This window comes from Stenotrophomonas sp. YJH_SMC_17 (genome assembly GCF_059371655.1).
Genome location: NZ_JCAFUU010000004.1, coordinates 110,717 through 132,173 on the forward strand (window position 1 = coordinate 110,717; position 21,457 = coordinate 132,173).

A 21,457-nucleotide genomic window follows, 5' to 3' on the forward strand; every position below is an offset into this window, starting at 1 on the left:
CGGACTTCACTTTGCAAGATGGCCCATCACATCGTGCAGCTTGGCCTCGATCTCATGCCGGCGGCCGGCATCGGCCACATCCCTTCCTGGCCGGGCTGGTGCTGCCAGTGCCTTCTGCAGCGCCGCCTGCGCCGGGCCCCACTCCTTCTGATCGCGCAGGAAATCGCCGTAGAAATAGTTGGCATCGATACCATTGGGGTCGATATCCAGCCCCTTCTTCAGCATCTGCCGCGCCTGATCGTCATCCCCGAAGCCCAGCGGCCACCCCGGAACCTGGTAGTAGAGCGCGCCCAGACTGGTATACGCCGCACCATCCAGGGCCCGGGGATCCAGTTTCAGCGCGGCCTCGAAATCGGCGCGGGCCTGCTTGACCAGGCTGAGTGCGCCCATGCCACCTTTTTCGCCCGCAAGGCTGGACAGCACGATGCCCTCCCAGATCAGCGCAGCGGCATCCCTGGGGGCCGCTTGCCGGGCTTGCGCGGCCTGCTTGGACAGGGCCATGAACGCCGCCTCGCGCTGCGGCTTGGGCGTCTGGTAGTTGATCTGGGCCCAGCGGTCACGGATCTGCGCCACCGGCACTGATGGTTCGGCAGCCGCAGCGACCCCGACCAATACGGCGGCGGCAATAAGAATGAGATAGAACATGGTCTTACCCTGCGTGCGCTTCATGGGAGGTGTCCTTGCTGGGAGGGGATGCGGAAGAACTCGCTGCGGTGGTGCCACTGCTGGCGTGGCGCCTGACGATGGGTAACTGTTTGCGGAGGCTACGGTCCACCAGCTCGGGCAGCAGGCCGTTCAACCGAGCGAACAGCCGCTCTGGCCAGCCAATCTGCAAGCGCGGATTGCCAGAGCGCAGTGCCTGCAACAAGGCCGTCGCGACCTTCTCGGCCGAGTCGTGGGAAACGCCCAGTTCAGCGTTCATGGCATCCACGGCGCCGCTGTTGAAATCGGTGCGGGTGGCGCGTGGTGAGAGGTACTGGAACTTGACTGTGCTGCCGGCATACTCGCGGCCCAGTCCTTCGACCAGGCCGCGCAATCCGAACTTGCTGGCGCTGTAAGCGGCAAAACCCGGGAAGGCCAGGCTGCCGAACGTCGAGCCGAGAACGGCCACGCTGGCGTGCGACTGCCGCTCCAACAAGGGCAACAAGGCGCGGATCAGCAGCATGGAGCCAACCAGGTTGGTCTGCATCAGCTGCTCCAACGCCTGTTCGGTCTGCGCGCCGAACAGTCCGAAGGCGGCGCTGGCATGGCCTACGACCAGCACCGAAGGCGGCCTGGATAGCGCATCGATTTTCGCCAGCAGCGTGCCGCGGCCCGCCGCCGTGCCGATATCGGCAACGACCGGTATGACAGCCCCTTCCGGCAACGTGTCGGTGAGCGCCTGCAGCCGATCGTGGCCCCGCCCCACCGCCACGACCTGCGCGCCCTCGCCCACCAGGCCGCTGCAGAGCAACCTTCCGATGCCGCCGCTGGCTCCGGTCAGAACGACCGTACGTCCACGCAGGTCCATCAGGCCGCCTCCGCCATACGCGCGCCGCCACTGCGCAGGGTGCGGAAGATATCGCCGTAGAGCACGTAGAAGCGGCGTGCCGCGTGGACAACGGCCTGCTGGTCGCCGGGATCATCCAGCCTGTCCATCAGCGATTTGAAGAAGCCGACATGCTCGATATCGAGATCGCCATGCGAAAGCAGATAGCTGAAGGCGTTGCGCGGAAGATCCAACGACGTCTGCAGGGTGTTTGCAGCCTGCGTTGCCAGCGCCACACTGGTGCCCTCCAGCACCAGTACCATGCCAAAGAAGCCCACAGGGTTCCCGCGCTGGATGGTGTCGTAGGCGTAGCTGACCATGAGTTCGGTGGCCAGTGCGGGTTCAGATGTTGCAGCAGCGGACCGATCACCACCGGCGCCTGCAATATCGTCCAGTACCCATTCCTGGTGGCCCATCTCTTCTTCGATGTACTCACCGATCGCGGTCCGCAGCCATTCCAGGCGCGCAGGCAGGCGCGAGCCACAGGCCATCAGCAGCGGTACCGTGTGGCGCACGTGGTGGTACGCCTGCTGCAGGAACGCCAGATAGTCGCCGCGGTCGATGCGGCCCGTCAGTGCGTCGCCGATGATGGGAATCTCCAGCAGCGACTGGCGCTCGCTGGCGGTCTGGGCAAGAAGGTGATCGTGGAAGCTCATGCAGGGTCTCCGATGGTGCTGAACGCAGGGCGCCGGTAGGCGGCGTCGATCTCTGCCTGGTAGTGGGCGAGGATGGCCTCGCGACGAATGCGACCATTGGCGGTCAACAGGCCGGCGTTCGCACTGAATGGCGCGACGGTGACGTAGCGCGCGATGCGCGCGTAGTCGGGCAGGCCGGCGTTGATGGTGGACAGCGCCGCGTCGAGCGCGCCGGAGCTCTGCTGCGCGATGCGCGGAACCAGCAATGCCAGGTTGTCGGCCTGCCCTTCTCCCCAGACCAGGGCCTGCGCGATGGCCGGGTGCGAAAGCAGTTCGCTCTCCACCCATTCGGGCGACACGTTGCGGCCAAATGCAGTGATGAAGACGTTCTTGCGCCGCCCAGTCACATGCACGAAGCCGTCGGCATCGATGTGTCCCAGATCACCGGTGCGGATGGGCCCCTCCGGCAGCGACTCACCGCCCAGATACCCCAGTGCACGCGCACCGGACACCACGATTTCTCCGTCCATGATCTGCACCCGCACGTGCGGCAGGGGTTGCCCCACCGTGCCATCGCGCTGGGCACCAGGACGATTCAGGCACACCACCGACCCGCACTCGGTCAGGCCGTAGCCTTCGAACACCGGCAGCCCCAGGCGCCGTGCCCGCGACAGAAGACCGGGAGAAACCCGGCCGCCCCCAACGGCCAGGTATCGCAGCGATGCTGGCAGTTCAGCGCCCTGCTCTCCCGCCATGACCAGGGCCAGGAGTAGCTGCGGCACCAGGATGATGCTCTCGGGGCGGTAACGATGGAGGCAGCTCAGCAGCGTGCGGACATCCAACCCTGCTGCGCCGGTGTAACCGATCTCCTGCAGGGACGGCAGCGCGATCTCGGCGCCCGACAACAACGCCGCGTACAATCCCGCGACGTTCTCCAGGAGCGTCGACAGCGGCATCAGGCACAGATGTCGGCGTGGCGCGATGTCACCTGCGGCATCTGCCAATGACGCGGCGGTGGCCATCAACGTTCCGGCAGAGAGGCATACGCCGCGCGGGCGCCCTGTGCTGCCCGAGGTGTAGGTCACGCAGGCCGTGCCAAGCGGCAGGGTACTGCCAGCAGGAGCGTCCAGGCCTAAGCCGTGCGCACTCAGTGTCGGCAACGCCATTGGTGCGGCCGTGATCCCGCACGGCGGCGGCGCGCCCTCCGCCAACACCAGCAGCTGGGCACCGCTGGTCTGCAATGCGTGCTGCACTTGTTCATCCGAGAAGAAAGTGGGCAACGGTACGTGCACCACTTCGGCAATGCGAAGGGCCAGGTCGAGCACCACCCAATCGGAGCCGTTGTCCAGGCGACTGGCAACGCAGGTGATACCTGTCCGCTGCAGCCACTGTGTCAGTTCGATTACGCGAGACCGCAGCTCGGACGCACTCAGCGTCTCCTGAGCGGTCAGTACTGGCTGGCTATGCTGCTGCAGCAGGCGCAGGACGTGCTGTCCATCAGCACTCATCCGGCCACCCCCACGGAACTGGCCGCATCCATTGGGTCTATCGAGCAAGCCTTTCCGCCAAGAAAGGCGATGCCTTCGCGGATATCGCCGCACATCACGCGCGGTTGCGATTCATAGTAGCGGCCCCAGTCGCCCGCGCTGTCGCCCATGCGCTCGGCACGCGCGGGCACCAGTTCGAGCGGTGCCAGATGCAGACGGACGAACGCGTTGCGCAGCTGTTGGGTCGCTACGAACATCACCCAATCCACTTCGGCGGCGCGCAGGACCCAGGCCAGCTGCACGATCAGCTCGCGTGCGATGCCCGCCGTCGACGCGGCAAAGTGGCCCACTTCGGCAATCTGCGCTCGCCGAGGTGCACTGGAAAGGTGCTGCGCCAGCACGGCCTCGACGGGCGCATCCAGATAGTGCTCCACAAACAGCGGGCCACTGTCTGCGTGTCGAAGCCCGACCGCCGCCACTAGTGCCCCCTGCGTATCGCGGTAGGCCAGCAACTGTGGCATGAAGTCACGGACTTCGGCATCGAAGCGCTGACGATAGGTGTCGGCGATGAAGGACTGCACCTGTCCACGTAGCGGATGATCAGGCCCGACGAGGTTGGCTTCCGCGAATCTGCCCGGATGCGGGGCCATTGGAATCGGCTGAGGGATCATGTCCATGGGGCACGATCCTGAAGCGCGCCGATTAAGGCGAAATTAGGCCATTGTTAGCCGATCGTTAGGCATTTGATCGGATTTCGTTCCCAAGCTCGGTTTCAATACAGGTCTCTTGGACTAGAGAACCAAGGCGAGCGTCAGTGCGACGACCAGTGCCAGCGTCAGCAGAAACGAGCCGAGTACGAAGCCAAATGCTTGGAGTGGCCCGGTGCCGTTCAGTGCTACGAAGGTGCGCGTGCGCGCCCACAAATACCATGCAACTGCCAGTGCTCCGATCCCCACACCCCAGCGATGCGCAATCTCTCCACCTGCAGAGCCAGCTGCCTGCGAAACTGCAAGCAGAATCACAAATGGGCACGCAATGAACGCCTGTATCGAAAAAGGCTCCCGCAGCGTGTCGCGGTTGATGGGCAGGCGCTGTCGCCACAGCGTGCTTAGCGCCGCCCCCAGGGCGAAGATGCAGAAGGCAGCTGAACGGGTGAGCAGCAGCCCCTGCTCACTCCCAAACAGCAGCTTGCCTACGGGTCCTGATACCGCGAGGGGGGCGGTGCGCGTAGACATTTCCAATGCGTGCGCCAGGACTACTGACAGAATCAGCATCAGCACAGGGCTGATGGCATCGGCGAATCGTTGTTCCGGATCTTTGGAGAACTCTCGGCGCGTGTAGTGCGCAACCTCGCCCGGCTGCACCAGCACCCTCCACAGGGTCCGCGGGTAGAACACCAGCCACCCTACGAGTTCATAGAGGAACTCCTCAAGCGATCGCAGCAGTCTGATGAGATCCACAAGAGCCCCGGGTCAAATGGTTGAAGGTGAGCTTACTCTCCCTGCCGCCCGGGGCCGAATGGAGTTCGGCTGTCGGCCAAACCATTGCGTTAAGCCTTGTTGAGTCGAGTCCCCGCCAGGACATTCGCACAGGCACCAACGGGTGAAGTGAATTTGAGGACTCTTAACAATTTATGCTGTACGCTGGCTCGACTTGGCTCCTCTTGGGCGCGAATCCTTCGCCTCCGTGTCTAGCCCCTGACCGGCACGACACATGACCTCTCCAGTTGCTTTTCGGATCCTGAGGATCCGTCCTTTGCTGCGCGTCAACGGAACGATCGAGCGCGTCGAGACGCTTCAGGCCAAGTGCGGCGCATGTGGGGACGAGTCACGCATGTTCCGGGGATGCGGACTTGTCGATGTAGATGGTGGCGTCGAACTGACTTGCCCAGCCTGCAGGGTGACAGGGTTCTTGTCCACTGACCGGACATGGAGTCTCTGGGGGGAACAGATGAGGCAAGACAGGGTGCTGGCGCTGGCAGGGCTGACGCCAGACGATCTGGATCTGATTTAGGTCCGGGTTCACCTCTTGGTACCCGCGCCGAAGAGCCGCCGGAAGTCGGACGCCGGCAACCGTACGTCCTGCGTGCTTCTCGAGCACAGCCGCTTGAATCTCGCCAGCTGAAGAAGGCGCATACTCCTGACTGCGCCACAGCCTGGAGGGCCATCACGTGCCCCCGGGGTCGCGCAACGGCAGGTGCCTGCCCGTTGCGCGATCATGAAGTTCCGTTGCGCCTTGCTCAAGCATCAGCCGCAACACTTGGCCCTCGACGTCTGCGAAACACTTGAATGCTCTGGATTCTTGCATTTTGCTCGCTGAAACAGCCATTTCCGGGGCGCAACAGTACAAACAAGTACCAAGATTGCGAAATATAATGTGAGCGAGGCATCTTCCTTAGCCGTTTCTCTTGCCTGAAGATCACGATTCCAGGATGACCTGTGACTCAATCGGCTGACCAAGATCTGGCTTCTTTGCTGGAGGGACCCTTGGAGCTCTTGGGTGAAAATCGAGGCTAGAGCATGGACGCGACCGAAGATCGACGGCGGTGGCGGTGGCGGTGGCGGTGGCGGCACTTTGCCAGATGTCCCTTGATCACGCCGTGGCAGTACAGTCCTTGCTCGCTACCCTAGCCCAGTCAGCAATCTCGTTGGTTCGGACCCAGCATGAGGCCCTCGCGCGTGCAATCTGGGCATGTCATGCAGCTGCCGCCTTCGACATAGAGAAGCTTCTGGCGCCCCTGACTCTGGAGAGTCAGCAAGCGGCAAAGAGGCTCCATGGCGTTCAGGACATGCTCGCAAAGCTTGTGTCCTCTGGGCCCTGAGGAGCATCACAGTTGTTGGGCAGAGCTAGACAAGGCCTGTTGTCGGCTTGAACTTCTATCTCCATGCCGTTGCATCCCGGGGCTAAAGATTAGTCTGGCTGTTGCCGGCGGGCCCCGGCAGTTAAGCCGTCAGTGATGCGACAGCGTGCCTCGGCGCCGGGCGGTTGTTGCCGCTGCGCGGAACACGCAGCAGCCCCCCGCGAACCAGGCCAGGGACAGGGCGGTCGCCACGATAAGGGCCGATACGCCTGGCGGACCGACCTCGATGAGCGCGCGTGCCAGCGACGCCGGGTACACGAACGGCAGCGCGCTCCAGAGTCCGAACGGATGGCCCGGCAGCGCGACCAGCGCAATCACGCTCATCAGCATGAGGGCATTCAGCGTGTCGGCCTGCTTGAACGCAACGTTGACCGCGCCGACCACCAGGCCGAGCCCCATCAGTGCGGGTGCGCCGATCCATAGCAGCACCAGCAAAGCGCCCGCGTGGGTGAGCAGCGAAGCATCGACCACACCGGCGACCAACAGCAGCATGAACAGTGTGCCCAACGATCCAGCGATGAGATGGACGGCCGCCCGCAGCAGGTAAATGCGCAGCAGCCCGCCGCCAATGGCGAGCTGCTCCAGGCAGCGCGCATGGATGTCATCAGCAACTTCCACCGCGATGCTGCCGTATGCTGCGGTGGCGAATCTCCACGTGACAAAGCCAATGGCAAGCTGCTCCGCGCCGGGCACTCCCGGCAGATGGGAGCCCAGTCCTGCACCGAACAGCATCATCAGGAATACGCCGATGAGCAGGCCAGAGGCGAGGATGGATTCCAATGCCCTGCGACGCATCTTGTGCAGCGACAAACGGGCTTCGCCGAGCATGGATTCAAACAGGAGCCCCGCTGCTCTCATGCGCAGACCTGCCGCGTCAGCACTACCTTCTCCGCATCGGCCAGCGCCGCCCCGGGTTGGGAGAACAGGAACGCGACCTCTTCCGCACTACGCTCCGTGCAGACCGGTGTGGCCGACACATGGGTAAACATCTCCACCGACCAGCGGCCCTGCTTGTCTGGCCATGCCTGTTGGGGTTCGAGCTGGCCGTCCGCCAGCCGCAGCGCACGCTGCGCTACGGAACGCATGAAGACGGGGTCGTGCGAAGCAACCACGATGGTAGTGCCCTGCTGCTCGGCCAGCGCACGAAGCGTGTCGCCCAGGCGCTCGGTACCCTCCGCATCCAGCCCGAGTGTCGGCTCATCGAGAATCAGCAGCTGTGGACGGTGACAGAGGCTTGCGATGATCGAACAGCGCTGCTTGTTGCCGGTGGAGAGCTTGCGGATGGGTCGGTTCACGTCTTCAACTCGCAGCAGATCGCACAGACTGCGGAAGTACACTTCGTCGAGGCGGCTGCCACGCGCGGACGAGAAATATGCGCAGTTCTCACGCAGGGTAAGTCGCTCATAAAGGCTGGTGCGACCCTCGAGCAGAGCGCCGCGGCGAACAGTCTCCGTCGCTACGAAGCCCCACGCCGCATCACGAAAGCCGACCACACCCGAATCCGCCGCCACGAGACCGAGAATGATCCTGAGCAGGGTGGACTTGCCGGAACCGTTCACCCCCAACAACGCAACGCACTCGCCTCGCTCCACCTCCAGCATGAGGTGATCCAGCACTACGCCACGGCCCGGATAAGACTTGCACACCCCGGAAAGTGACAAGCCCGCCCATGCGTCACCGGAGCCGCGTGCGCTCATCAGGCCTCCAGCTCCGTCGCGGCCTGCTCAACGATCCGCCGCACGTGTGGACACTCCGTTATCTCCACCAGCGACTTCAGCTTCTGCGCGGCATCGGCGACACCGAAGCTGGCTGCCGCGCGCGCGGCGCCGACCGCGGGAACGAACACCAGGTTCTCCTTGATCTTGGCCTCCTGCGAACCAGCATTCACATCCAGATCGAATGAGAACTGCCGCTTCATCGAATCCGGGACGACGATATTGAAGGAAATCGAAAGATCCTCCGAAGGGTACTGCACGTGGATGTCGCGGCTCGGCCGGTAGAACAGCACGCGCCCAGCGGACAGGCGGGTATCGTCAAGGAAGGTGACGGGAACCTTTTCGCCCACCTGCCCCTGAACCCGATCATGCTCGTACTCGAACAGCACCGTGCGGTAGCCACTGCCCAGGTAGCCCAGCGTCAGGAGCGAGAAGTTGTGGTCGTGCGCGTCTTCGTAGAAGAAGATTTCCTCGCCGAGCCGGCCTTCCGGCGGCGCCCATACGGCTGCGCGCAGGAAGTAATGTTCGCCCCGATGCAGCATGAAGACCTGCGGCGTGTAGGGATTGAGTGCCTCGAAGGTGGCCTGGTCGGCAAACTGCTGCAGTAACAGGTCGCCGAGAAACGACCGATTGTTGTACAGACGCCGCAGCATGCGCGCCGACCCGTCCAGGTCATCCTGCAGCACCCGTTCGCCCAGCGCATCGAGATGAGCTACGAGTTCGTCCATCGTTCCCATAGTCTCGTCGTCGAGATCCCATATGATAGCCATAACAGACAGGACTCCTGAATCAAGCGGACAATGCGTCAAGAGAACGCCGCGCCGCGTCGCGGACATGCGGGTGCGGATCATTGGACTGTGCGTGGTCCAGCTCCTGCAGCCCGCGGCTGAGATCGATATCGATCAGAGTCTGCATCGCCTTCCACCTGACGAAGTGGAAATCGCTTTCGCGACAGATGCCTGCGATGGCAGTCACGCCGCGATGCGTTGCACAGCGTGACAGTACATCCAGCAGAAACTCGACGCGGGTTGCATGAAAGCTGGCCGAAGAGACACCGCGCGACTCCAGTGTGCGCCGGTCAAAATGGCGGATGAGGTGCTCGTATTGACCCAGCACCACTTGCAGCAGCCAGACGTCGCCACTGGCTTCTTTCGCTTCGAACCCATGCCTGCCGCGCTCGACACGCAGATGGCGGCCATGGGTGAGACGGCTCGTTTCGCCTACTGCCAGCGCGGGTCGGCCGCTGGCGTCGGCCACCAGCTCGTAACGCTGGAAGTCGATATGACCGCTGCCCAGCATGAAGATGGCGACATCATTGGCAAGAATGTCGATGCGGCGATCAACGGTGATGCCCATCTGTGTCATGGTGTCGCCTTGCACGCCACCACGAAGCTGGGTCAGGAAAATTGTTTTGGAACGATCACGGCACAGGGTGATGGATTCGTTGGGCTGCAGCTTGACGCACCCCTCGCTGCTGGCCAGCTCGATCTCTGCCTGCAGCAGCGACGCGGCAAGCACTTTGAACTCATCAGCCGCGCAGGCCTGCTCGATGTGCGCGATGTACGCATCCAGCGCCCCCCCCGGCCAGGTCTACGGCAGCAAGCAGATGCTTGAGCCCTTCCTGGCGCGGCAGCGCACGGCTGTTTACATGAAACGTTGCTGGATCCTTGGTCATGACTCACCCTCTTGGTAAGTTGCCCCCCGCAGCGAAGCCGCGGGGGGACGCCGCCTTACTTCAGCAGTTCAGTGATGATCTTCGCGCCGGCACGGATCGCGGCACACGGAACGCCACCGATGTTGCCACCGTTGACACACAGGCCAACCGACTCTTCCAGGCCGACGAGCTTGGGGGCATTCTGATTGGTGTTCATAGTTACAACCTCCTCGTGTTTTGGAAATGTACTTCTCGGATCGACCTTGCCTGGTCTACAAGCGCTCCCTCCATGGAGCGCGAATTCTCACTCGCGACGTAGCGATATGACTGCGTCGACAGATGCCGCACGCATCGCAGGCAGATAGCCGGCGAACACACCCACGGCAGCAGAAAATAGAAAAGCCAGAAGCCATGACCACCACGGCGGAAGGGTCAGTGGCAGCCCGGGAACCAGCGCTGACACGGCCAGACAAAGCAGGCATCCCATCAGCACGCCCAGCAGACCTCCGCTGCTGGCCACGACCATGGACTCCGCAAGAAACTGCAGGCGGATCTGCTTCCGTGTAGCACCCAGCGCCTTGTAAATGCCGATTTCGCGGGTCCGCTCGGTAACCGACACCAGCATGATGTTCATCACCCCGATGCCGCCAACCAGCAGCGAAACCGCCACGATGCAGCCGGCAACCAGGCCACCTATGCGGGTGATATTGGTGAAGGTACCTGCCAGTTCACTGGAGGTTTCGACCTTGATGTAGTCACGTGGCCGTCCATTGCTGTCACGTGCAAGCAGCGCTTTGACCTGGCGGACCAGCGTTGCGTTCTCCACGCCTACGCGTGGCGTCAAGCTGATGGTCAGGTTCGGTCTGGCCGATGCGGCAAGCAGGCTGACGCCGGTTTCAAATGGGATGAGGACGAAGTCATCCTGGCTGAAGCCTAGAATCCGTCCCTTCGGGGCGGCAATGCCGATGACTTTCATCCATTGGTTGTTGATCTGGATGAAATCGCCCGCAGCGTCATGTGACAGGTTGAGCCGTTTTACCACCCCATCGCCGAGTACGACGACACGGCGGCGCGCGTGGCTGTCTTCATCACTGAGGAATCGGCCAGACGCCAGGGTGATCGAACCGGACCCCTGGTAACGCCGGGTCGCTGCGATGACGCGTGTCGGCAGTTCGGAGCGCCCGTGACGCACGCTCTGCCGGCCGTCGGTCAGTTCGAAAACCGGCGAGATCGCATTTGCCCCGGTCAGTCGTGCAGAGAGACGCTGATAATCATCATAGGTGATGATGTTCCGCTCGCCGCGCATTTCCTCTTCAATGGAGGTATCTGCCCGCACCTGAAGCACATTGCCGCCCATGCCGGCGAACTGATCGCCCACCATGCGATCCAGCCCGGCGAACAGGCCGATCACCGCGACCACCGAAGCAACGCCGACCACGATGCCAAGCGCGGTAAGAAAGCTGCGGAGTGGATGATCTCTCAGGCTGCCCAGCGCCGAGCCCAATGTCCTTGCCAGCATCATGCGTGGCCCGCCATGATTCGGCCATCTGACATCGTCAGCGAGCGACGGCATCGCGCAGCCACATTGGAATCGTGGGTGACCAGCACGATGGTCTGACCCTCATCGTGGAGCTTCTCGAACAGCGCCAGGATCTCCAGTGCGGTACGGCTGTCCAACGCGCCCGTAGGCTCGTCGGCAAGCAGTAGCGTGGGCTGGGTGCACAGGGCACGGGCAATGGCTACACGCTGTTTCTGTCCACCGGAAAGCTGTGTAGGCAGATGCGTGATCCGTCCGGAAAGGCCGACATCATCCAGCGCATGGAGCGCGTGCTCGCGTGCTTCCGCGGTGTGCATGCCAGCAAGCGTCAGCGGCAGCATCACATTGCGGACCACGTCCATGCGCGGCAGCAGATTGAAGCTCTGGAAGATGAAGCCGATCTGCGCACCGCGTATCCTCGCCGCTTCAGGCTCCGTCAGCGCCGATACATCGATTCCGCCAAGCTCGTAGCGCCCCGCTGTTGGTGTATCGAGCAGGCCGAGGATGTTCAGCAGGGTGGATTTTCCCGAACCCGAGGCGCCCATGATCGACACATAATCATTGCGCGGGACATCCAGATCGACATGATCCAACGCTCGCACGGCAACGTCTTCAACATCGTAGACTTTGCTGATGCCCTGCAGACGCAGCGCGCAGGTTGCTGACGAAGTACTCACGGCAGAATCCTTACCGCGTCTCCATCACCGATGGACAGCAGAACGTCCAGTGGCGCGAGCGCCACCCGCTCGCCGAGCGAGATGCCTTTGGCGATTCCCGCCAGCGTCTCGTTGGAAGTGCTCACTGCCACCGGACGATGCGTCGCGATGTTTTTGGTGTTGACGACGATGACATACGGACCGCGCGCCGCATCGTCCGAGTCGACCACCGCCGCCAGCGGAATCACCAACATCTGCGCCTTGCTGGCCGGGCGGATCTCCGCGCGGCAGGTCATGCCCGGCCTGGCGGATGACGCGTCGCTACCCAACGAAACTTCGACGCGGTATTTCCTTCGCTCTGTAGCCTCCGCGCCCGGCGCGGCAGCTGCAGGTACTTCGGCGATGCGCATGACCTGCCCGGCAATGGGCTGCGAGCGCAGCGCGCTCGGCATCAGTTCAACGGCGTCACCGGTTGCGACGCTGGCGATGTCGGCCTCATCCACCGTCAGCTCGGCATACAGGCCATCCATGTCTGCAATGGTGACCAGTTCAGACCCCCGGATTCCTGCAGTGCTGGGCACCGCGGTTTCTCCGACTTTGATATCAACGGCGACGACCGTTCCTGAAATAGGAGCGCGGATTTCGGTCTTCGCCAGACGATCCTCAGACTGATCAAGCAGTGCGAGTGACCGCTGCCGTTGCTGGCGCGCCTGTTCAAGGCTCAGGCGAGCGAGCGCAAGTTCGTGCGTGACCTGCTCATGCGACTCCTGACCGACCAGTTGCAGCGCAACGAGTTCGGCGCTTCTGCGGTTGCGGCGCTGCAGAAGCTCGATGTGCTGTTCCTGTTCCCGGATCGCCAGGCGCGCTTGAGCAACCGCGGCGGTCTGCGCTGCAACTTCCGCTTCCAGCGAGCGCCTGTCCAGGCGCAGCACGACATCGCCCCGCTGGACCTTCTGGCCTTCGGAAACCAGCACTTCACGCACGACACCAAGAATTTCGGGCGAGAGTTTCGTCTCGCTGGAAAAAACGAACGTTCCATTGGCAACAATGCTGGACGCTACGACGTCGTAGGCCACGGGCTCAACTTGGACCTGCGCGCTTTCAGTAGTGGACACCAGCAACGCTGTGCCGACAATGCCTGTGATTGAAAGTGCTGAGGACCACTTCAGCAGAGAAGACCTTCGCATCAATCTCCATCCATGGTGCGTGGCTCGGACGCGTTGTCCTCACCGTGGCAGTTCACCAGCGCCTGCACATCCAACGCCGAGTCGAAGCGCATCGCAGTGATTCCATCCGGAAGATCAGTGCGTGCACGAAACGTATAGGTGATGTTGTGAGGCCGGTCAACAGCATGTTTCTACCTGCCGCATCACGTCGCATTTCCACTTGCTTGCGTGTGTATCTGATACTGCATTCCGTAGCTGTGCTACGCAATGTTTGGACAATGTTTCTGCTTCACGCTGGTGTATTGGCGTAAGCATGAGGGTGACTGTGCGGCACGCTGTTTGCGACATGTCGCTACCAACGTTGCGAAGCACGCTGCAACATCTGCTGCAGCTGCACGCATGCGGCCGATGCGGTCGGATGCTGCGTGAGTGCTACCACCGTACCCCGCGTGCTGAACGCCTTCTGCGCGAACCGTTCAACCGACAGCACACACCTAAGGCGCTGAGGTTGCATGAACTGAGCAGGAGGCGGAGGCTCATTACACACGGATGTTGCTTCAGTCCGGATCCGCAGGAAGGCGCTGGCGCCATGGCGAAACCAGGCGTAGTAGCCGCTGCGCTGCACGCCAAGCACCCGGCACAACGCCACCAAGCGCAACGCCCGGGCGTGCGCGCGCATGAACGCGCACATCGCCCTTAGCCCTTGGCAAAGTGCGCGGCGGCTTTGCTTTTAGATGTCGCGCTCCTCGGTCATCCACCGCAGCCCGGTCTTGAGTCGGCAGATCTCGGCTGAGTCGCTCGGCGCAATCGTGGCGATTCGCGTCAGCATAAGAGAGCGGGGTCAGCAAAAGTAGACCGTGGACTCAGACCACAGCCAGCCATGAGCGGGTCGCGGAAGAGTGAGTGAATCGAGCCGGTCCTGATGCCGGCATAGCTCGGCGTGCTGGAATCGTGTACGGGATAGCTATCGCATTTGCCTCGCACGCGGGCGTGGTGGCTTGAGCTCTGTTGAATCTCTCGCAGGATCGGTAACGCCGCTCGGACCTGGGTGCTGCGACACTTCATCGCCTTCACGTCGTATGCAACGATTCTGAGAATGTCGACAACGCTGACGGCATCGCCCCTAATGCCTTGGCATTGCGCACAGCCGGGCGTGATCCTAGTGACGCCACCAAGAACGTTTGGTCGGGGCCTCGAAATCCTCGGTTGTGCAATTGTGAAAGGCGCTTGCCAGCCGGCATCACTCTGCGCGGTGTGGGCAGGCAATCCGTCGGCCGGCTATGGCGCGCGGTGCGGGGGCCTTGTGCCCACCGGGCCAAGTCGCGCACCGGATTTCGAGCCACGCATCGTCCGCGACCTTTATCGGTGCCGGCTTATGCATGCGCGCAAGGAGCCCCGCCATGACCAAGCACCACTCCCCTGCCCCGCACCCGATCCACGACGTGCCCGCCAACGGCCCCGCGTTGGACCCGAACACCCTCATCGCCCTGCTGCACAGCATCGGCGCCGGTGCCGCTTCCGATGGTCAGCCCTTGCCGGAACGCCACCAGATGCCGGGCCGGCGCATCGTACTGGCAGACACCGATTGCTCGTTGGCCGACTTTCGCGTGGTGCTGGAGATTCTGCTGGCCGCACAGCGTGCCCGCGAGAACGGCGAGCTGGAGCAATACGTCGGCCCGCGCGTGATGGAGGCGCTGATCATGGCCGGACTGGGACTCACGGCGCACGCCATCGATCGAGTGCGCCCGGAGGGTTGAGTGGCTTGGTGGCGCTGTGCGGCCACAGCGCTGCTCCTCACGGCAGTGGTCGCCTCACAACTTTGGTGGTCGGTGCGGCCTGTACTCGATCAGCTCGCGTTCCACAGCATCACCGGCAGCGAAGGTTCGGGCTCCAGCCCTGCCGCTCCTCACCTGCGCGACAGGCATTGGCCCAGTGATCATGCGGGTCACCTCCCGGCATCGATCCAGCCCGCATCGCGCGCACGCGCAAGATCTTCTGGCGTATCGACATCCAGGCCCAGTTCCGGTGCCTGTAGGACATGCACCGTATCGACGGGAAGTTGCCGCAGGCGCGCTCCAAAGCCGCGGTCACCGGTTGCACCCGCAGAGTTGAACCATGCGCGCGGCACCACTGCAGGAACGCCAAGGACGTTTGCGTGACGGGTGCCAGCGCACCCAGACGCCGAAGCGCGGGCACCCGAAAGCAGCGCCTGCAGATGGGAGCGCTCGATTGCGGGCTGGTCGCATGCCACGACCATCACCGCAGTCACCGTGGGCAGTAGGTGTGCGCTGGCAACCTGCAGGCTGCTCGCCAGGCCGCGTTCCCAGTGGTGGTTGGTTACCGGAGTGGCGTCCAGCCCGGCAATGCTGGATGTCACGGCCTGTGCGTTAGCGCCCACCACGAACAGCACCTGCGCTGGCGCGAGCTCGCGCGCCAACCGCACTACGCGATGTACCAGGGTCTCGCCCTGCCGGGTCAGAAGCTGCTTGGGCTGGCCAAGTCGGGTGCTCCCGCCGGCAGCCAGCACGACGACCGCATGCGCGCCAGTCACCTGCCGTGCGTGCTTCGCCATTGCTGCAGCTGCGCGGCGATGCTGAGCGAAATCGCCTCTGGCCCTCGGCCGCCGATGTCCAGGCCGACAGGTGATCGAAGTCTCGGGGAAAGGTGGTGGCGCTGTTCCGGTGTCAGCAGCTTGAACAGGTCCTCGCGCCTTCGCCGCGGACCCAGCAGTCCAATGAACATAACTTTGGTATCAGCCAGGGCCACCAGCGCCTCCCGGTCCAGTTCGAAATCGTGATGCATCACCAGTACCGCGTCGCACGGGTCGCCATGAAGGGCCTCGGCCGGGTTGGTCTGAAGATGCGCATCTGCGCACTGCCCGGCTGAGGCCCAGCGCGCTCGCCGTTCGGCCACGCTGACCCGCCACCCCAAGCCCCGCAGCAACGGAACCAGGGAGGGCGTTTCGGGACCGCCCCCCAACACCAGGGCCCGCGGAAGCCGGGGCAACGGCAAATGCCATGCGCCCTCGCCAAAGGACTGCGTACCGTCCATCGGGTGCAGCTGCCACGTCCGCTCGCGACAGCCCGCGCGGAAAACGATCTGCCCCGATGCGCGCAGCTCGCGCTGTAGTGGCAGGCCCTCGCGCAGCCATGCCTCGATGACGACGTCGATGCCGGCCATGGCACGCAATGGCAGGAGCGCAATCCGCAGCCGGCCGCGGCAGCCGAGCGCGGACCCACTCAACAGGTCGTCGTCACTGCGGGTGTCGATCTCGATCCAGTCGACCCGCCCTGCAGCGCTCACCTGCTCCGCGCGTCGCGAGAGCTCGGGCTCCAGGCATCCGCCGCTCAGCCAGCCGACCTGGCCGCCGTTGCAGAACAGCACCATGTCGCCGGCACCGGCGTAGGTGGAGCCATCGGTTTCCAGCACCAGCGCGAGCACGGCGTCCTCCCCCGCGCGCAGGTGCGTCACCGCCGCCTCGAGTACGCCGCGCGGGCTGCCTTCGGCGAGGAAGCCCGGCGCTGCGGACAGGTCCTCGGCAAGATCGCCGGGCTCCCCTCCGCCTGCGGCGGAGGCCGCCAGAGTGGTCGAGGCTGCGGGTCGGTCCATGCGCAAGGGTCAGCCCACGTCGGGCAAGCCGGGCAGCAGCTTGTCCAGGGTGATGGGATAGTTGCGCACGCGCACGCCGGTTGCGTTGTAGATCGCATTGGCGATCGCGGCGCCGACCCCGCAGATGCCCAGTTCACCCACACCCTTGGCCTTCATCGGCGAGATCACCGGATCCAGCGTGTCGAGGAAGACCACTTCCTGGCACGGGATGTCGGCGTGCACGGGAACCTCGTAGCCGGCCAGGTCGTGGTTGATGAACAAGCCCAGCCGTTTGTCGACCACCAGCTCCTCCATCAGGGTCGCGCCCGCACCCATCACCATCCCGCCGATGACCTGGCTGCGTGCAGACAGCGGATTGAGAATCCGGCCGCCATCGCATACGGCAAGCATGCGGCGGATGCGCGTCTCTCCCGTGTAGGCATGCACGGCGACCTCGCAGAAATGACCTGCATAGGTGCCGACGTCGTAGCCTTGTTTGAAGTCGCCGAAGGCAATGCCGTCCTCCGCCGACAGTGTTCCCGCCTCCGCCAGCTTGATGGTCCGCCCACCTGCCTGGATGCGGCCATTGGCGAAGTTTGCGGTGTCGCCGTCGAAGCCGAGTTTCTCGCCCACCTTACGGCGCAGGCTGACGCACGCCGCGTACACGCCCGCGGTGGAGCTTGCCGCGCCCCACTGGCCGCCGGAACCGGCGGAGGCGGGATGACGGGAGTCGCCGAGGGCGACCTGGACCTGGTCCAGCGGCACGCCCATGGTCTCGGCTGCCGTCTGCGCGATGATCGTGTAGGAGCCGGTGCCGATGTCGGTCATGTCGGTCTCGACAATCACCCCACCCTGGCCGTCAAGCCGGACCCTCGCCGCCGACTTCATCGTCGGTGCGCCTCGATAGCCCGCGGACACGCCCATGCCGACCAGCCAGTGCCCTTCCCTGACCTGCGCCGGTTTGGCGTTGCGCTTGTTCCAGTTGAAGCGCTCCGCGCCTTCGCGCAGGCAGCGCACCAAGTTGCGGTCGGAGAACCTCTTGGACGGATCGCCGGGCACGACCTCGGGCTCGTTAAGGATGCGGAACGTGATCGGGTCGAGACCCAGCTTCTCGGCCATTTCGTCCATCGCCACTTCCAGCGCCATGTGGCCGGGTGCTTCGCCCGGTGCGCGCATCGCGTTGCCTTCGGGCATGTCGAGCGTGGCGATGTAGTTGGCCACCAGACGGTTCGCGCCTGCATAGAGCTTAGGCGTCTGCAGGGTGCCGTTTTCGCCATCCTCGCCGTTGATGTTGCCCGACCAGTTCTCATGGGCGATGGCGGAGATCCGGCCATCCTTTCCGCAGCCGATCCGCACGCGCTGGAGGGTGGCGTGCCGGTGCGTGGTGTTGTTGGGCATCAACGGGCGTTGCAGCGCGATCTTCACCGGGCGCCCGACCTGCTTGGCCGCCAACGCGGCCAGCACCGCGTCGGCACGGATGAACAGCTTGCCGCCGAAGCCGCCGCCGATATAGGGCGAGTCCACGCGCACCTTGGCAGGATCGATGCCGAGGATCGCTGCCATGCCCTGCCTGGCCCAGTCGATCATCTGGTTCGCCGTCCACAACGTGAGCGTGTCACCCTCCCAGGCGGCGATGGTGGCGTGCGGCTCCATCATCGAATGACTTTCGTCGGAGGTGTGGTAAGTCTCGTCGAGCTTGACCGCGGCGCTCGCGTAGGCGGTGTCGAAATCGCCCAACGCCTGCCGGTCGGGCTTGCCGTCACGCCCCTTTGCCAGCGGCGCGGACGGTGCCAGGGCAGGGAAATCGAAGCGACCCTTGCTGCGCTCGTAGCGGGTGCGGATCAACGCCGCGGCGGCGCGGGCCTGCTCAAAGGTCTCTGCCACCACGCAGGCGATGGCCTGATGGTAGTGGGCCACTTCGGGTCCGCCGAACAGCGGCGCATTGTTCCAGTTCGATGTGCCGACCGGCTTGGTTTCCGGTGCGGTGATGACCGCCAGTACGCCGGGCGCGGCACGTGCGCGGGAGGCATCCATCGAAATGATGCGCCCCTTGCCGATGCCCGCGCCGACGATGTAGCCGTAGGCCTGGTTCGGCGTCACGTCATGGCGCTCGTAGGCATAAGGGGCGGTGCCGGTGGTCTTGCGTGGACCGTCGATGCGCGGCGTCGACTTGCCGACGACCTTGGCCTTGTCGAACAGGTTGTCGCCGGCGGGGGCGTTGAATTCAAAGGGCATCAGCGCTCTCCTTCCACCAGCACCGCTGCGAGGGTGCGCTCGGCGAGCGCGATCTTGAACGCGTTCTCCGGCGTCGGACGGGCACCGGCGAACACCTGCCGGGTCGCGGCCTTCACGCCGTCGCGCAGCAGGGGTTCGGCTGCCTCGACGCGCCACGGCTTCGGCGCGACCCCACCGAAGGCGAACCGCGCCGAGCCGTCACGCTGCACGACCGCGGCGACCGACACCAGTGCGAACGCATAGGACGCGCGGTCACGTACCTTGTGGTACACGTGCCGACCGCCCAGAGGTTCCGGCAGCGTGACGTGGGTGATCAGCTCACCGCGCTGCAGCACGTTGTCCTGCTGCGGCCTGTCGCCGGGGGAACGATGGAAATCGGCAATCGGGATGCTGCGCGTACTGCCGTCACCCCTGACGGTCTGGATCGAGGCGTCCAGCACCTGCAGGGCCACCGCCATGTCGCCCGGATAGGTCGCGATGCAGCTGTCCGAGGTGCCGATCACGCCCATCTGCCGGGAGAACCCCTCGAGTGCGCCGCAGCCGGAACCGGGCAGGCGCTTGTTGCAGGGCAGATTGGGGTCGTAGAAATACGGGCAGCGCGTGCGCTGCAGCAGGTTGCCGCCGGTGGTGGCTTTGTTGCGCAACTGCCCGGAGGCGCCTGCCACGATCGCGCGGGTCAGCACCGCGTAGTCGCGGCGCACGCGCTCATGCGAGGCCAGCGCGGTATTGGTGACCAGCGTGCCGATGCGCAGGCCGCCCTCGTCGGTGGGTTCGATCCTGTCCAGGCCGATGTCCTGCACATCGACCAGGTGCGCTGGCGTCTCGACCTCCAGCTTCATCAGGTCGAGCAGGTTGGTCCCTCCGGCCAGGAACTTTGCGCCCTCGATACCGGCGACGGCCTTGGCGGCCTCGGCCGGGGATTTGGCGCGTTCGTAACTGAAGGCCCTCATGAGCGCCTCCCTGCAGAGGTTACGCCAGCGACCTCTTCCATCGCCTCGGCAATGTTGGAATAGGCCCCGCAGCGGCAGAGGTTTCCGCTCATGCGTTCGCGCATTTCCAGGTTGGTGGCCCGGGGCCGTGCGCTGACGTCCGCCTGTACATGGCTGGGGACACCCCTCTTGATTTCGTCCAGTACCGCCACCGCCGAACAGATCTGCCCCGGCGTGCAATACCCGCACTGGTAGCCATCATGCTTGATGAAAGCAGCCTGCATCGGATGCAGGTCATCGGGGGTGCCGAGGCCTTCGATGGTAGTGATGGCATCGCCCTGGTGCTGCACCGCCAGGCTGAGGCACGCGTTGATGCGCTCACCGTTGACCAGCACGGTACAGGCACCGCATTGACCGTGGTCGCAGCCTTTTTTCGTTCCGGTCAGCTTCAGATGTTCGCGCAGGGCATCGAGCAGCGTGGTCCGGGTGTCCAGTTCAAGTTCCCGCCGCTTGCCGTTGACGGTCAATGCCACCGTGCTGATGACCGGCGGCCTGGGCGGCGGGGGCGTCGCCAGTTCGGTGGCGAGCGATGATGCCCCCGGTGCGGCGGACATCGCCACGGTCGTGACGCCGCCGGCGATCACCTGGCGACGCGTCAACTTCATTCCTTCATCACAACTTGGCACAGTGACCTCCTGGCGTTCGGGGAAACCCCGTGGCTGGATGGACGCGCTCACACTACCGAAGGGCCACTATGCCCATCTGCGGGGTACAGATCTGTGAAGTCAGCGAAATGTACGACCCTTCCAAGGCAGTCAGCCTGCGTGCCTAGAAGAACGTGTTGTAGTAGGTCCGAATAAATCGACTGCCTCGAGCTCTTTCAAGGACACCCGGACTCATTCCCAGCCTGCAAGCCAAATACGGCGGGCTTGTCTGAGTTGCCACGCTCGCTTCTCTCGCAGGTAGACGGCTTCTCTCTTCCTCTCGCTTGCTGGCACATCGCAGAGACGCCATGCGTCCCGCCTGCTCAAGTTCGGAATGCGCGGCCTTCACTCCCTTCAGCGCGGCACTCTTGAGCCATGCGTATGCCTCACTGGATGACTCACAGTCCTGTTTGTGCCTCAACATGAAGAACATGTTGTACTGTGCAACCGGGTGCCCCAGCGCTGCGGCATAGGCAAGCCACATATGGGGAGTTGCCGGCCACGCCTTTACCCTCAAAGTGGCGCGAAAGTCGAAACGCCGCATCAGCATCGCCTGCATCTGCGCGCCCGACCAGCGTGCGTAGCTGCTTGTTATCCAGCTCCACGCCACTGTCCGTTGCGATCGGGCCGTCAAGCTCAGCTTTCGGCGTGTCCGGTTGAGGGGGCACCTGCGCATTGACCAACCCGGCGCCCGCCAGACACAGGAGAAGACCGGCCTTCTTGAATATGGTCATTTGACGCTGCCCTCGTTCATGAAGGTCAC

22 protein-coding genes and 1 pseudogene are annotated in these 21,457 nt (G+C 63.9%); 2 read left to right on the plus strand and 21 right to left on the minus strand.

The window, feature by feature from the left end; translation table 11 throughout:
- Positions 1-6 precede the first annotated feature (6 nt).
- From AC5P8Z_RS13180 to AC5P8Z_RS13205, 6 genes are all read right to left on the minus strand, one after another.
- The gene (locus tag AC5P8Z_RS13180; protein ID WP_311638570.1) at positions 7-669 is read right to left on the minus strand and encodes a tetratricopeptide repeat protein; all 663 of its coding nucleotides are present in this window, start codon (positions 667-669) and stop codon (positions 7-9) included.
- A complete protein-coding gene (locus AC5P8Z_RS13185; protein ID WP_495229233.1) occupies positions 650-1,510 on the minus strand; it encodes an SDR family oxidoreductase in 861 nt (286 codons plus the stop codon). The genes AC5P8Z_RS13180 and AC5P8Z_RS13185 overlap by 20 nt, the downstream gene beginning before the upstream one ends.
- Positions 1,510-2,184, minus strand: coding sequence for an iron-containing redox enzyme family protein (locus AC5P8Z_RS13190; RefSeq protein ID WP_495229234.1), 675 nt, complete (start codon positions 2,182-2,184; stop codon positions 1,510-1,512). Before AC5P8Z_RS13190 ends, AC5P8Z_RS13185 begins: the two co-directional genes overlap by 1 nt.
- Entirely contained in the window at positions 2,181-3,671 is a 1,491-nt protein-coding gene (locus AC5P8Z_RS13195; protein WP_495229235.1) for an AMP-binding protein, read from the minus strand. The genes AC5P8Z_RS13190 and AC5P8Z_RS13195 overlap by 4 nt, the downstream gene beginning before the upstream one ends.
- Positions 3,668-4,327, minus strand: coding sequence for a thermostable hemolysin (locus AC5P8Z_RS13200; RefSeq protein ID WP_049455261.1), 660 nt, complete (start codon positions 4,325-4,327; stop codon positions 3,668-3,670). Before AC5P8Z_RS13200 ends, AC5P8Z_RS13195 begins: the two co-directional genes overlap by 4 nt.
- A 114-nt stretch (positions 4,328-4,441) precedes the next feature.
- On the minus strand, positions 4,442-5,110 hold the full coding sequence (locus AC5P8Z_RS13205; protein WP_049455260.1) for a hypothetical protein: 669 nt from the start codon (positions 5,108-5,110) through the stop codon (positions 4,442-4,444).
- A 1,121-nt stretch (positions 5,111-6,231) separates the two neighbouring features.
- Here AC5P8Z_RS13205 and AC5P8Z_RS13210 point away from each other — a divergent pair.
- On the plus strand, positions 6,232-6,471 hold the full coding sequence (locus tag AC5P8Z_RS13210; RefSeq protein WP_495229236.1) for a DUF6988 family protein: 240 nt from the start codon (positions 6,232-6,234) through the stop codon (positions 6,469-6,471).
- A 129-nt stretch (positions 6,472-6,600) separates the two neighbouring features.
- Here the strand turns inward: AC5P8Z_RS13210 and AC5P8Z_RS13215 are convergent, their stop codons facing one another.
- The 9 genes and pseudogenes from AC5P8Z_RS13215 to AC5P8Z_RS13255 all read right to left on the minus strand — a co-directional run.
- Entirely contained in the window at positions 6,601-7,338 is a 738-nt protein-coding gene (locus tag AC5P8Z_RS13215) for a hypothetical protein (protein ID WP_495229237.1), read from the minus strand.
- A gap of 26 nt (positions 7,339-7,364) precedes the next feature.
- Entirely contained in the window at positions 7,365-8,207 is an 843-nt protein-coding gene (locus tag AC5P8Z_RS13220) for an ATP-binding cassette domain-containing protein (protein ID WP_495229238.1), read from the minus strand.
- A complete protein-coding gene (locus tag AC5P8Z_RS13225) occupies positions 8,207-8,953 on the minus strand; it encodes a hypothetical protein (RefSeq protein WP_495229239.1) in 747 nt (248 codons plus the stop codon). The genes AC5P8Z_RS13220 and AC5P8Z_RS13225 overlap by 1 nt, the downstream gene beginning before the upstream one ends.
- A gap of 61 nt (positions 8,954-9,014) precedes the next feature.
- Positions 9,015-9,743 carry a hypothetical protein gene (locus AC5P8Z_RS13230; protein WP_495229240.1) on the minus strand — a complete coding sequence of 243 codons (729 nt, stop codon included), beginning with the start codon at positions 9,741-9,743 and terminating at the stop codon, positions 9,015-9,017.
- 212 nt (positions 9,744-9,955) lie between these two features.
- Positions 9,956-10,096, minus strand: a complete 141-nt coding sequence (locus AC5P8Z_RS13235) for a hypothetical protein (RefSeq protein WP_295569046.1) — start codon at positions 10,094-10,096, stop codon at positions 9,956-9,958.
- Positions 10,097-10,183: 87 nt separating this feature from the next.
- The gene (locus AC5P8Z_RS13240; RefSeq protein WP_495229241.1) at positions 10,184-11,401 is read right to left on the minus strand and encodes an ABC transporter permease; all 1,218 of its coding nucleotides are present in this window, start codon (positions 11,399-11,401) and stop codon (positions 10,184-10,186) included.
- Positions 11,398-12,093 (minus strand): ABC transporter ATP-binding protein, encoded by a 696-nt coding sequence (locus AC5P8Z_RS13245; protein WP_495229242.1) that lies wholly within the window; start codon positions 12,091-12,093, stop codon positions 11,398-11,400. The genes AC5P8Z_RS13240 and AC5P8Z_RS13245 overlap by 4 nt, the downstream gene beginning before the upstream one ends.
- Positions 12,090-13,259, minus strand: coding sequence for an efflux RND transporter periplasmic adaptor subunit (locus AC5P8Z_RS13250; RefSeq protein WP_495229243.1), 1,170 nt, complete (start codon positions 13,257-13,259; stop codon positions 12,090-12,092). The genes AC5P8Z_RS13245 and AC5P8Z_RS13250 overlap by 4 nt, the downstream gene beginning before the upstream one ends.
- A gap of 577 nt (positions 13,260-13,836) precedes the next feature.
- Positions 13,837-14,040: pseudogene (locus AC5P8Z_RS13255) on the minus strand (IS3 family transposase); the annotation flags it as partial.
- 598 nt (positions 14,041-14,638) lie between these two features.
- Between AC5P8Z_RS13255 and AC5P8Z_RS13260 the strand changes: the two are divergent.
- Positions 14,639-14,995, plus strand: a complete 357-nt coding sequence (locus tag AC5P8Z_RS13260) for a hypothetical protein (protein ID WP_495229244.1) — start codon at positions 14,639-14,641, stop codon at positions 14,993-14,995.
- A gap of 188 nt (positions 14,996-15,183) precedes the next feature.
- Here the strand turns inward: AC5P8Z_RS13260 and AC5P8Z_RS13265 are convergent, their stop codons facing one another.
- From AC5P8Z_RS13265 to AC5P8Z_RS13290, 6 genes are all read right to left on the minus strand, one after another.
- Positions 15,184-15,810, minus strand: coding sequence for a nucleotidyltransferase family protein (locus tag AC5P8Z_RS13265; protein ID WP_495229245.1), 627 nt, complete (start codon positions 15,808-15,810; stop codon positions 15,184-15,186).
- Positions 15,786-16,847 (minus strand): XdhC family protein, encoded by a 1,062-nt coding sequence (locus tag AC5P8Z_RS13270; protein ID WP_495229246.1) that lies wholly within the window; start codon positions 16,845-16,847, stop codon positions 15,786-15,788. Before AC5P8Z_RS13270 ends, AC5P8Z_RS13265 begins: the two co-directional genes overlap by 25 nt.
- 9 nt (positions 16,848-16,856) lie before the next feature.
- Positions 16,857-19,061: an aldehyde oxidoreductase molybdenum-binding subunit PaoC gene (paoC, locus tag AC5P8Z_RS13275; RefSeq protein ID WP_495229247.1), complete on the minus strand. Its 2,205-nt coding sequence runs from the start codon at positions 19,059-19,061 to the stop codon at positions 16,857-16,859.
- A complete protein-coding gene (locus AC5P8Z_RS13280) occupies positions 19,061-20,011 on the minus strand; it encodes an FAD binding domain-containing protein (RefSeq protein WP_495229248.1) in 951 nt (316 codons plus the stop codon). Before AC5P8Z_RS13280 ends, paoC begins: the two co-directional genes overlap by 1 nt.
- Complete coding sequence (gene paoA / locus AC5P8Z_RS13285; protein ID WP_495229249.1) at positions 20,008-20,655, minus strand: aldehyde dehydrogenase iron-sulfur subunit PaoA; 648 nt, start codon at positions 20,653-20,655, stop codon at positions 20,008-20,010. Before paoA ends, AC5P8Z_RS13280 begins: the two co-directional genes overlap by 4 nt.
- Before the next feature lie 437 nt (positions 20,656-21,092).
- A complete protein-coding gene (locus AC5P8Z_RS13290; RefSeq protein ID WP_495229250.1) occupies positions 21,093-21,428 on the minus strand; it encodes a hypothetical protein in 336 nt (111 codons plus the stop codon).
- Between the last annotated feature and the right edge of the window lie 29 nt (positions 21,429-21,457).

Bases quoted from the DNA above. Each gene is read 5' to 3' on its own strand.
- AC5P8Z_RS13180 (WP_311638570.1), bottom strand. From the start codon at position 669: ATGAAGCGCACGCAGGGTAAGACCATGTTCTATCTCATTCTTATTGCC.
- AC5P8Z_RS13185 (WP_495229233.1), bottom strand. From the start codon at position 1,510: ATGGACCTGCGTGGACGTACGGTCGTTCTGACCGGAGCCAGCGGCGGC.
- AC5P8Z_RS13190 (WP_495229234.1), bottom strand. From the start codon at position 2,184: ATGAGCTTCCACGATCACCTTCTTGCCCAGACCGCCAGCGAGCGCCAG.
- AC5P8Z_RS13195 (WP_495229235.1), bottom strand. From the start codon at position 3,671: ATGAGTGCTGATGGACAGCACGTCCTGCGCCTGCTGCAGCAGCATAGC.
- AC5P8Z_RS13200 (WP_049455261.1), bottom strand. From the start codon at position 4,327: ATGGACATGATCCCTCAGCCGATTCCAATGGCCCCGCATCCGGGCAGA.
- AC5P8Z_RS13210 (WP_495229236.1), top strand. From the start codon at position 6,232: ATGTCCCTTGATCACGCCGTGGCAGTACAGTCCTTGCTCGCTACCCTA.
- AC5P8Z_RS13215 (WP_495229237.1), bottom strand. From the start codon at position 7,338: ATGCTCGGCGAAGCCCGTTTGTCGCTGCACAAGATGCGTCGCAGGGCA.
- AC5P8Z_RS13220 (WP_495229238.1), bottom strand. From the start codon at position 8,207: ATGAGCGCACGCGGCTCCGGTGACGCATGGGCGGGCTTGTCACTTTCC.
- AC5P8Z_RS13225 (WP_495229239.1), bottom strand. From the start codon at position 8,953: ATGGACGAACTCGTAGCTCATCTCGATGCGCTGGGCGAACGGGTGCTG.
- AC5P8Z_RS13235 (WP_295569046.1), bottom strand. From the start codon at position 10,096: ATGAACACCAATCAGAATGCCCCCAAGCTCGTCGGCCTGGAAGAGTCG.
- AC5P8Z_RS13240 (WP_495229241.1), bottom strand. From the start codon at position 11,401: ATGATGCTGGCAAGGACATTGGGCTCGGCGCTGGGCAGCCTGAGAGAT.
- AC5P8Z_RS13250 (WP_495229243.1), bottom strand. From the start codon at position 13,259: ATGCGAAGGTCTTCTCTGCTGAAGTGGTCCTCAGCACTTTCAATCACA.
- AC5P8Z_RS13260 (WP_495229244.1), top strand. From the start codon at position 14,639: ATGACCAAGCACCACTCCCCTGCCCCGCACCCGATCCACGACGTGCCC.
- AC5P8Z_RS13265 (WP_495229245.1), bottom strand. From the start codon at position 15,810: ATGGCGAAGCACGCACGGCAGGTGACTGGCGCGCATGCGGTCGTCGTG.
- AC5P8Z_RS13270 (WP_495229246.1), bottom strand. From the start codon at position 16,847: ATGGACCGACCCGCAGCCTCGACCACTCTGGCGGCCTCCGCCGCAGGC.
- paoC (WP_495229247.1), bottom strand. From the start codon at position 19,061: ATGCCCTTTGAATTCAACGCCCCCGCCGGCGACAACCTGTTCGACAAG.
- AC5P8Z_RS13280 (WP_495229248.1), bottom strand. From the start codon at position 20,011: ATGAGGGCCTTCAGTTACGAACGCGCCAAATCCCCGGCCGAGGCCGCC.
- paoA (WP_495229249.1), bottom strand. From the start codon at position 20,655: ATGAAGTTGACGCGTCGCCAGGTGATCGCCGGCGGCGTCACGACCGTG.
- AC5P8Z_RS13290 (WP_495229250.1), bottom strand. From the start codon at position 21,428: ATGACCATATTCAAGAAGGCCGGTCTTCTCCTGTGTCTGGCGGGCGCC.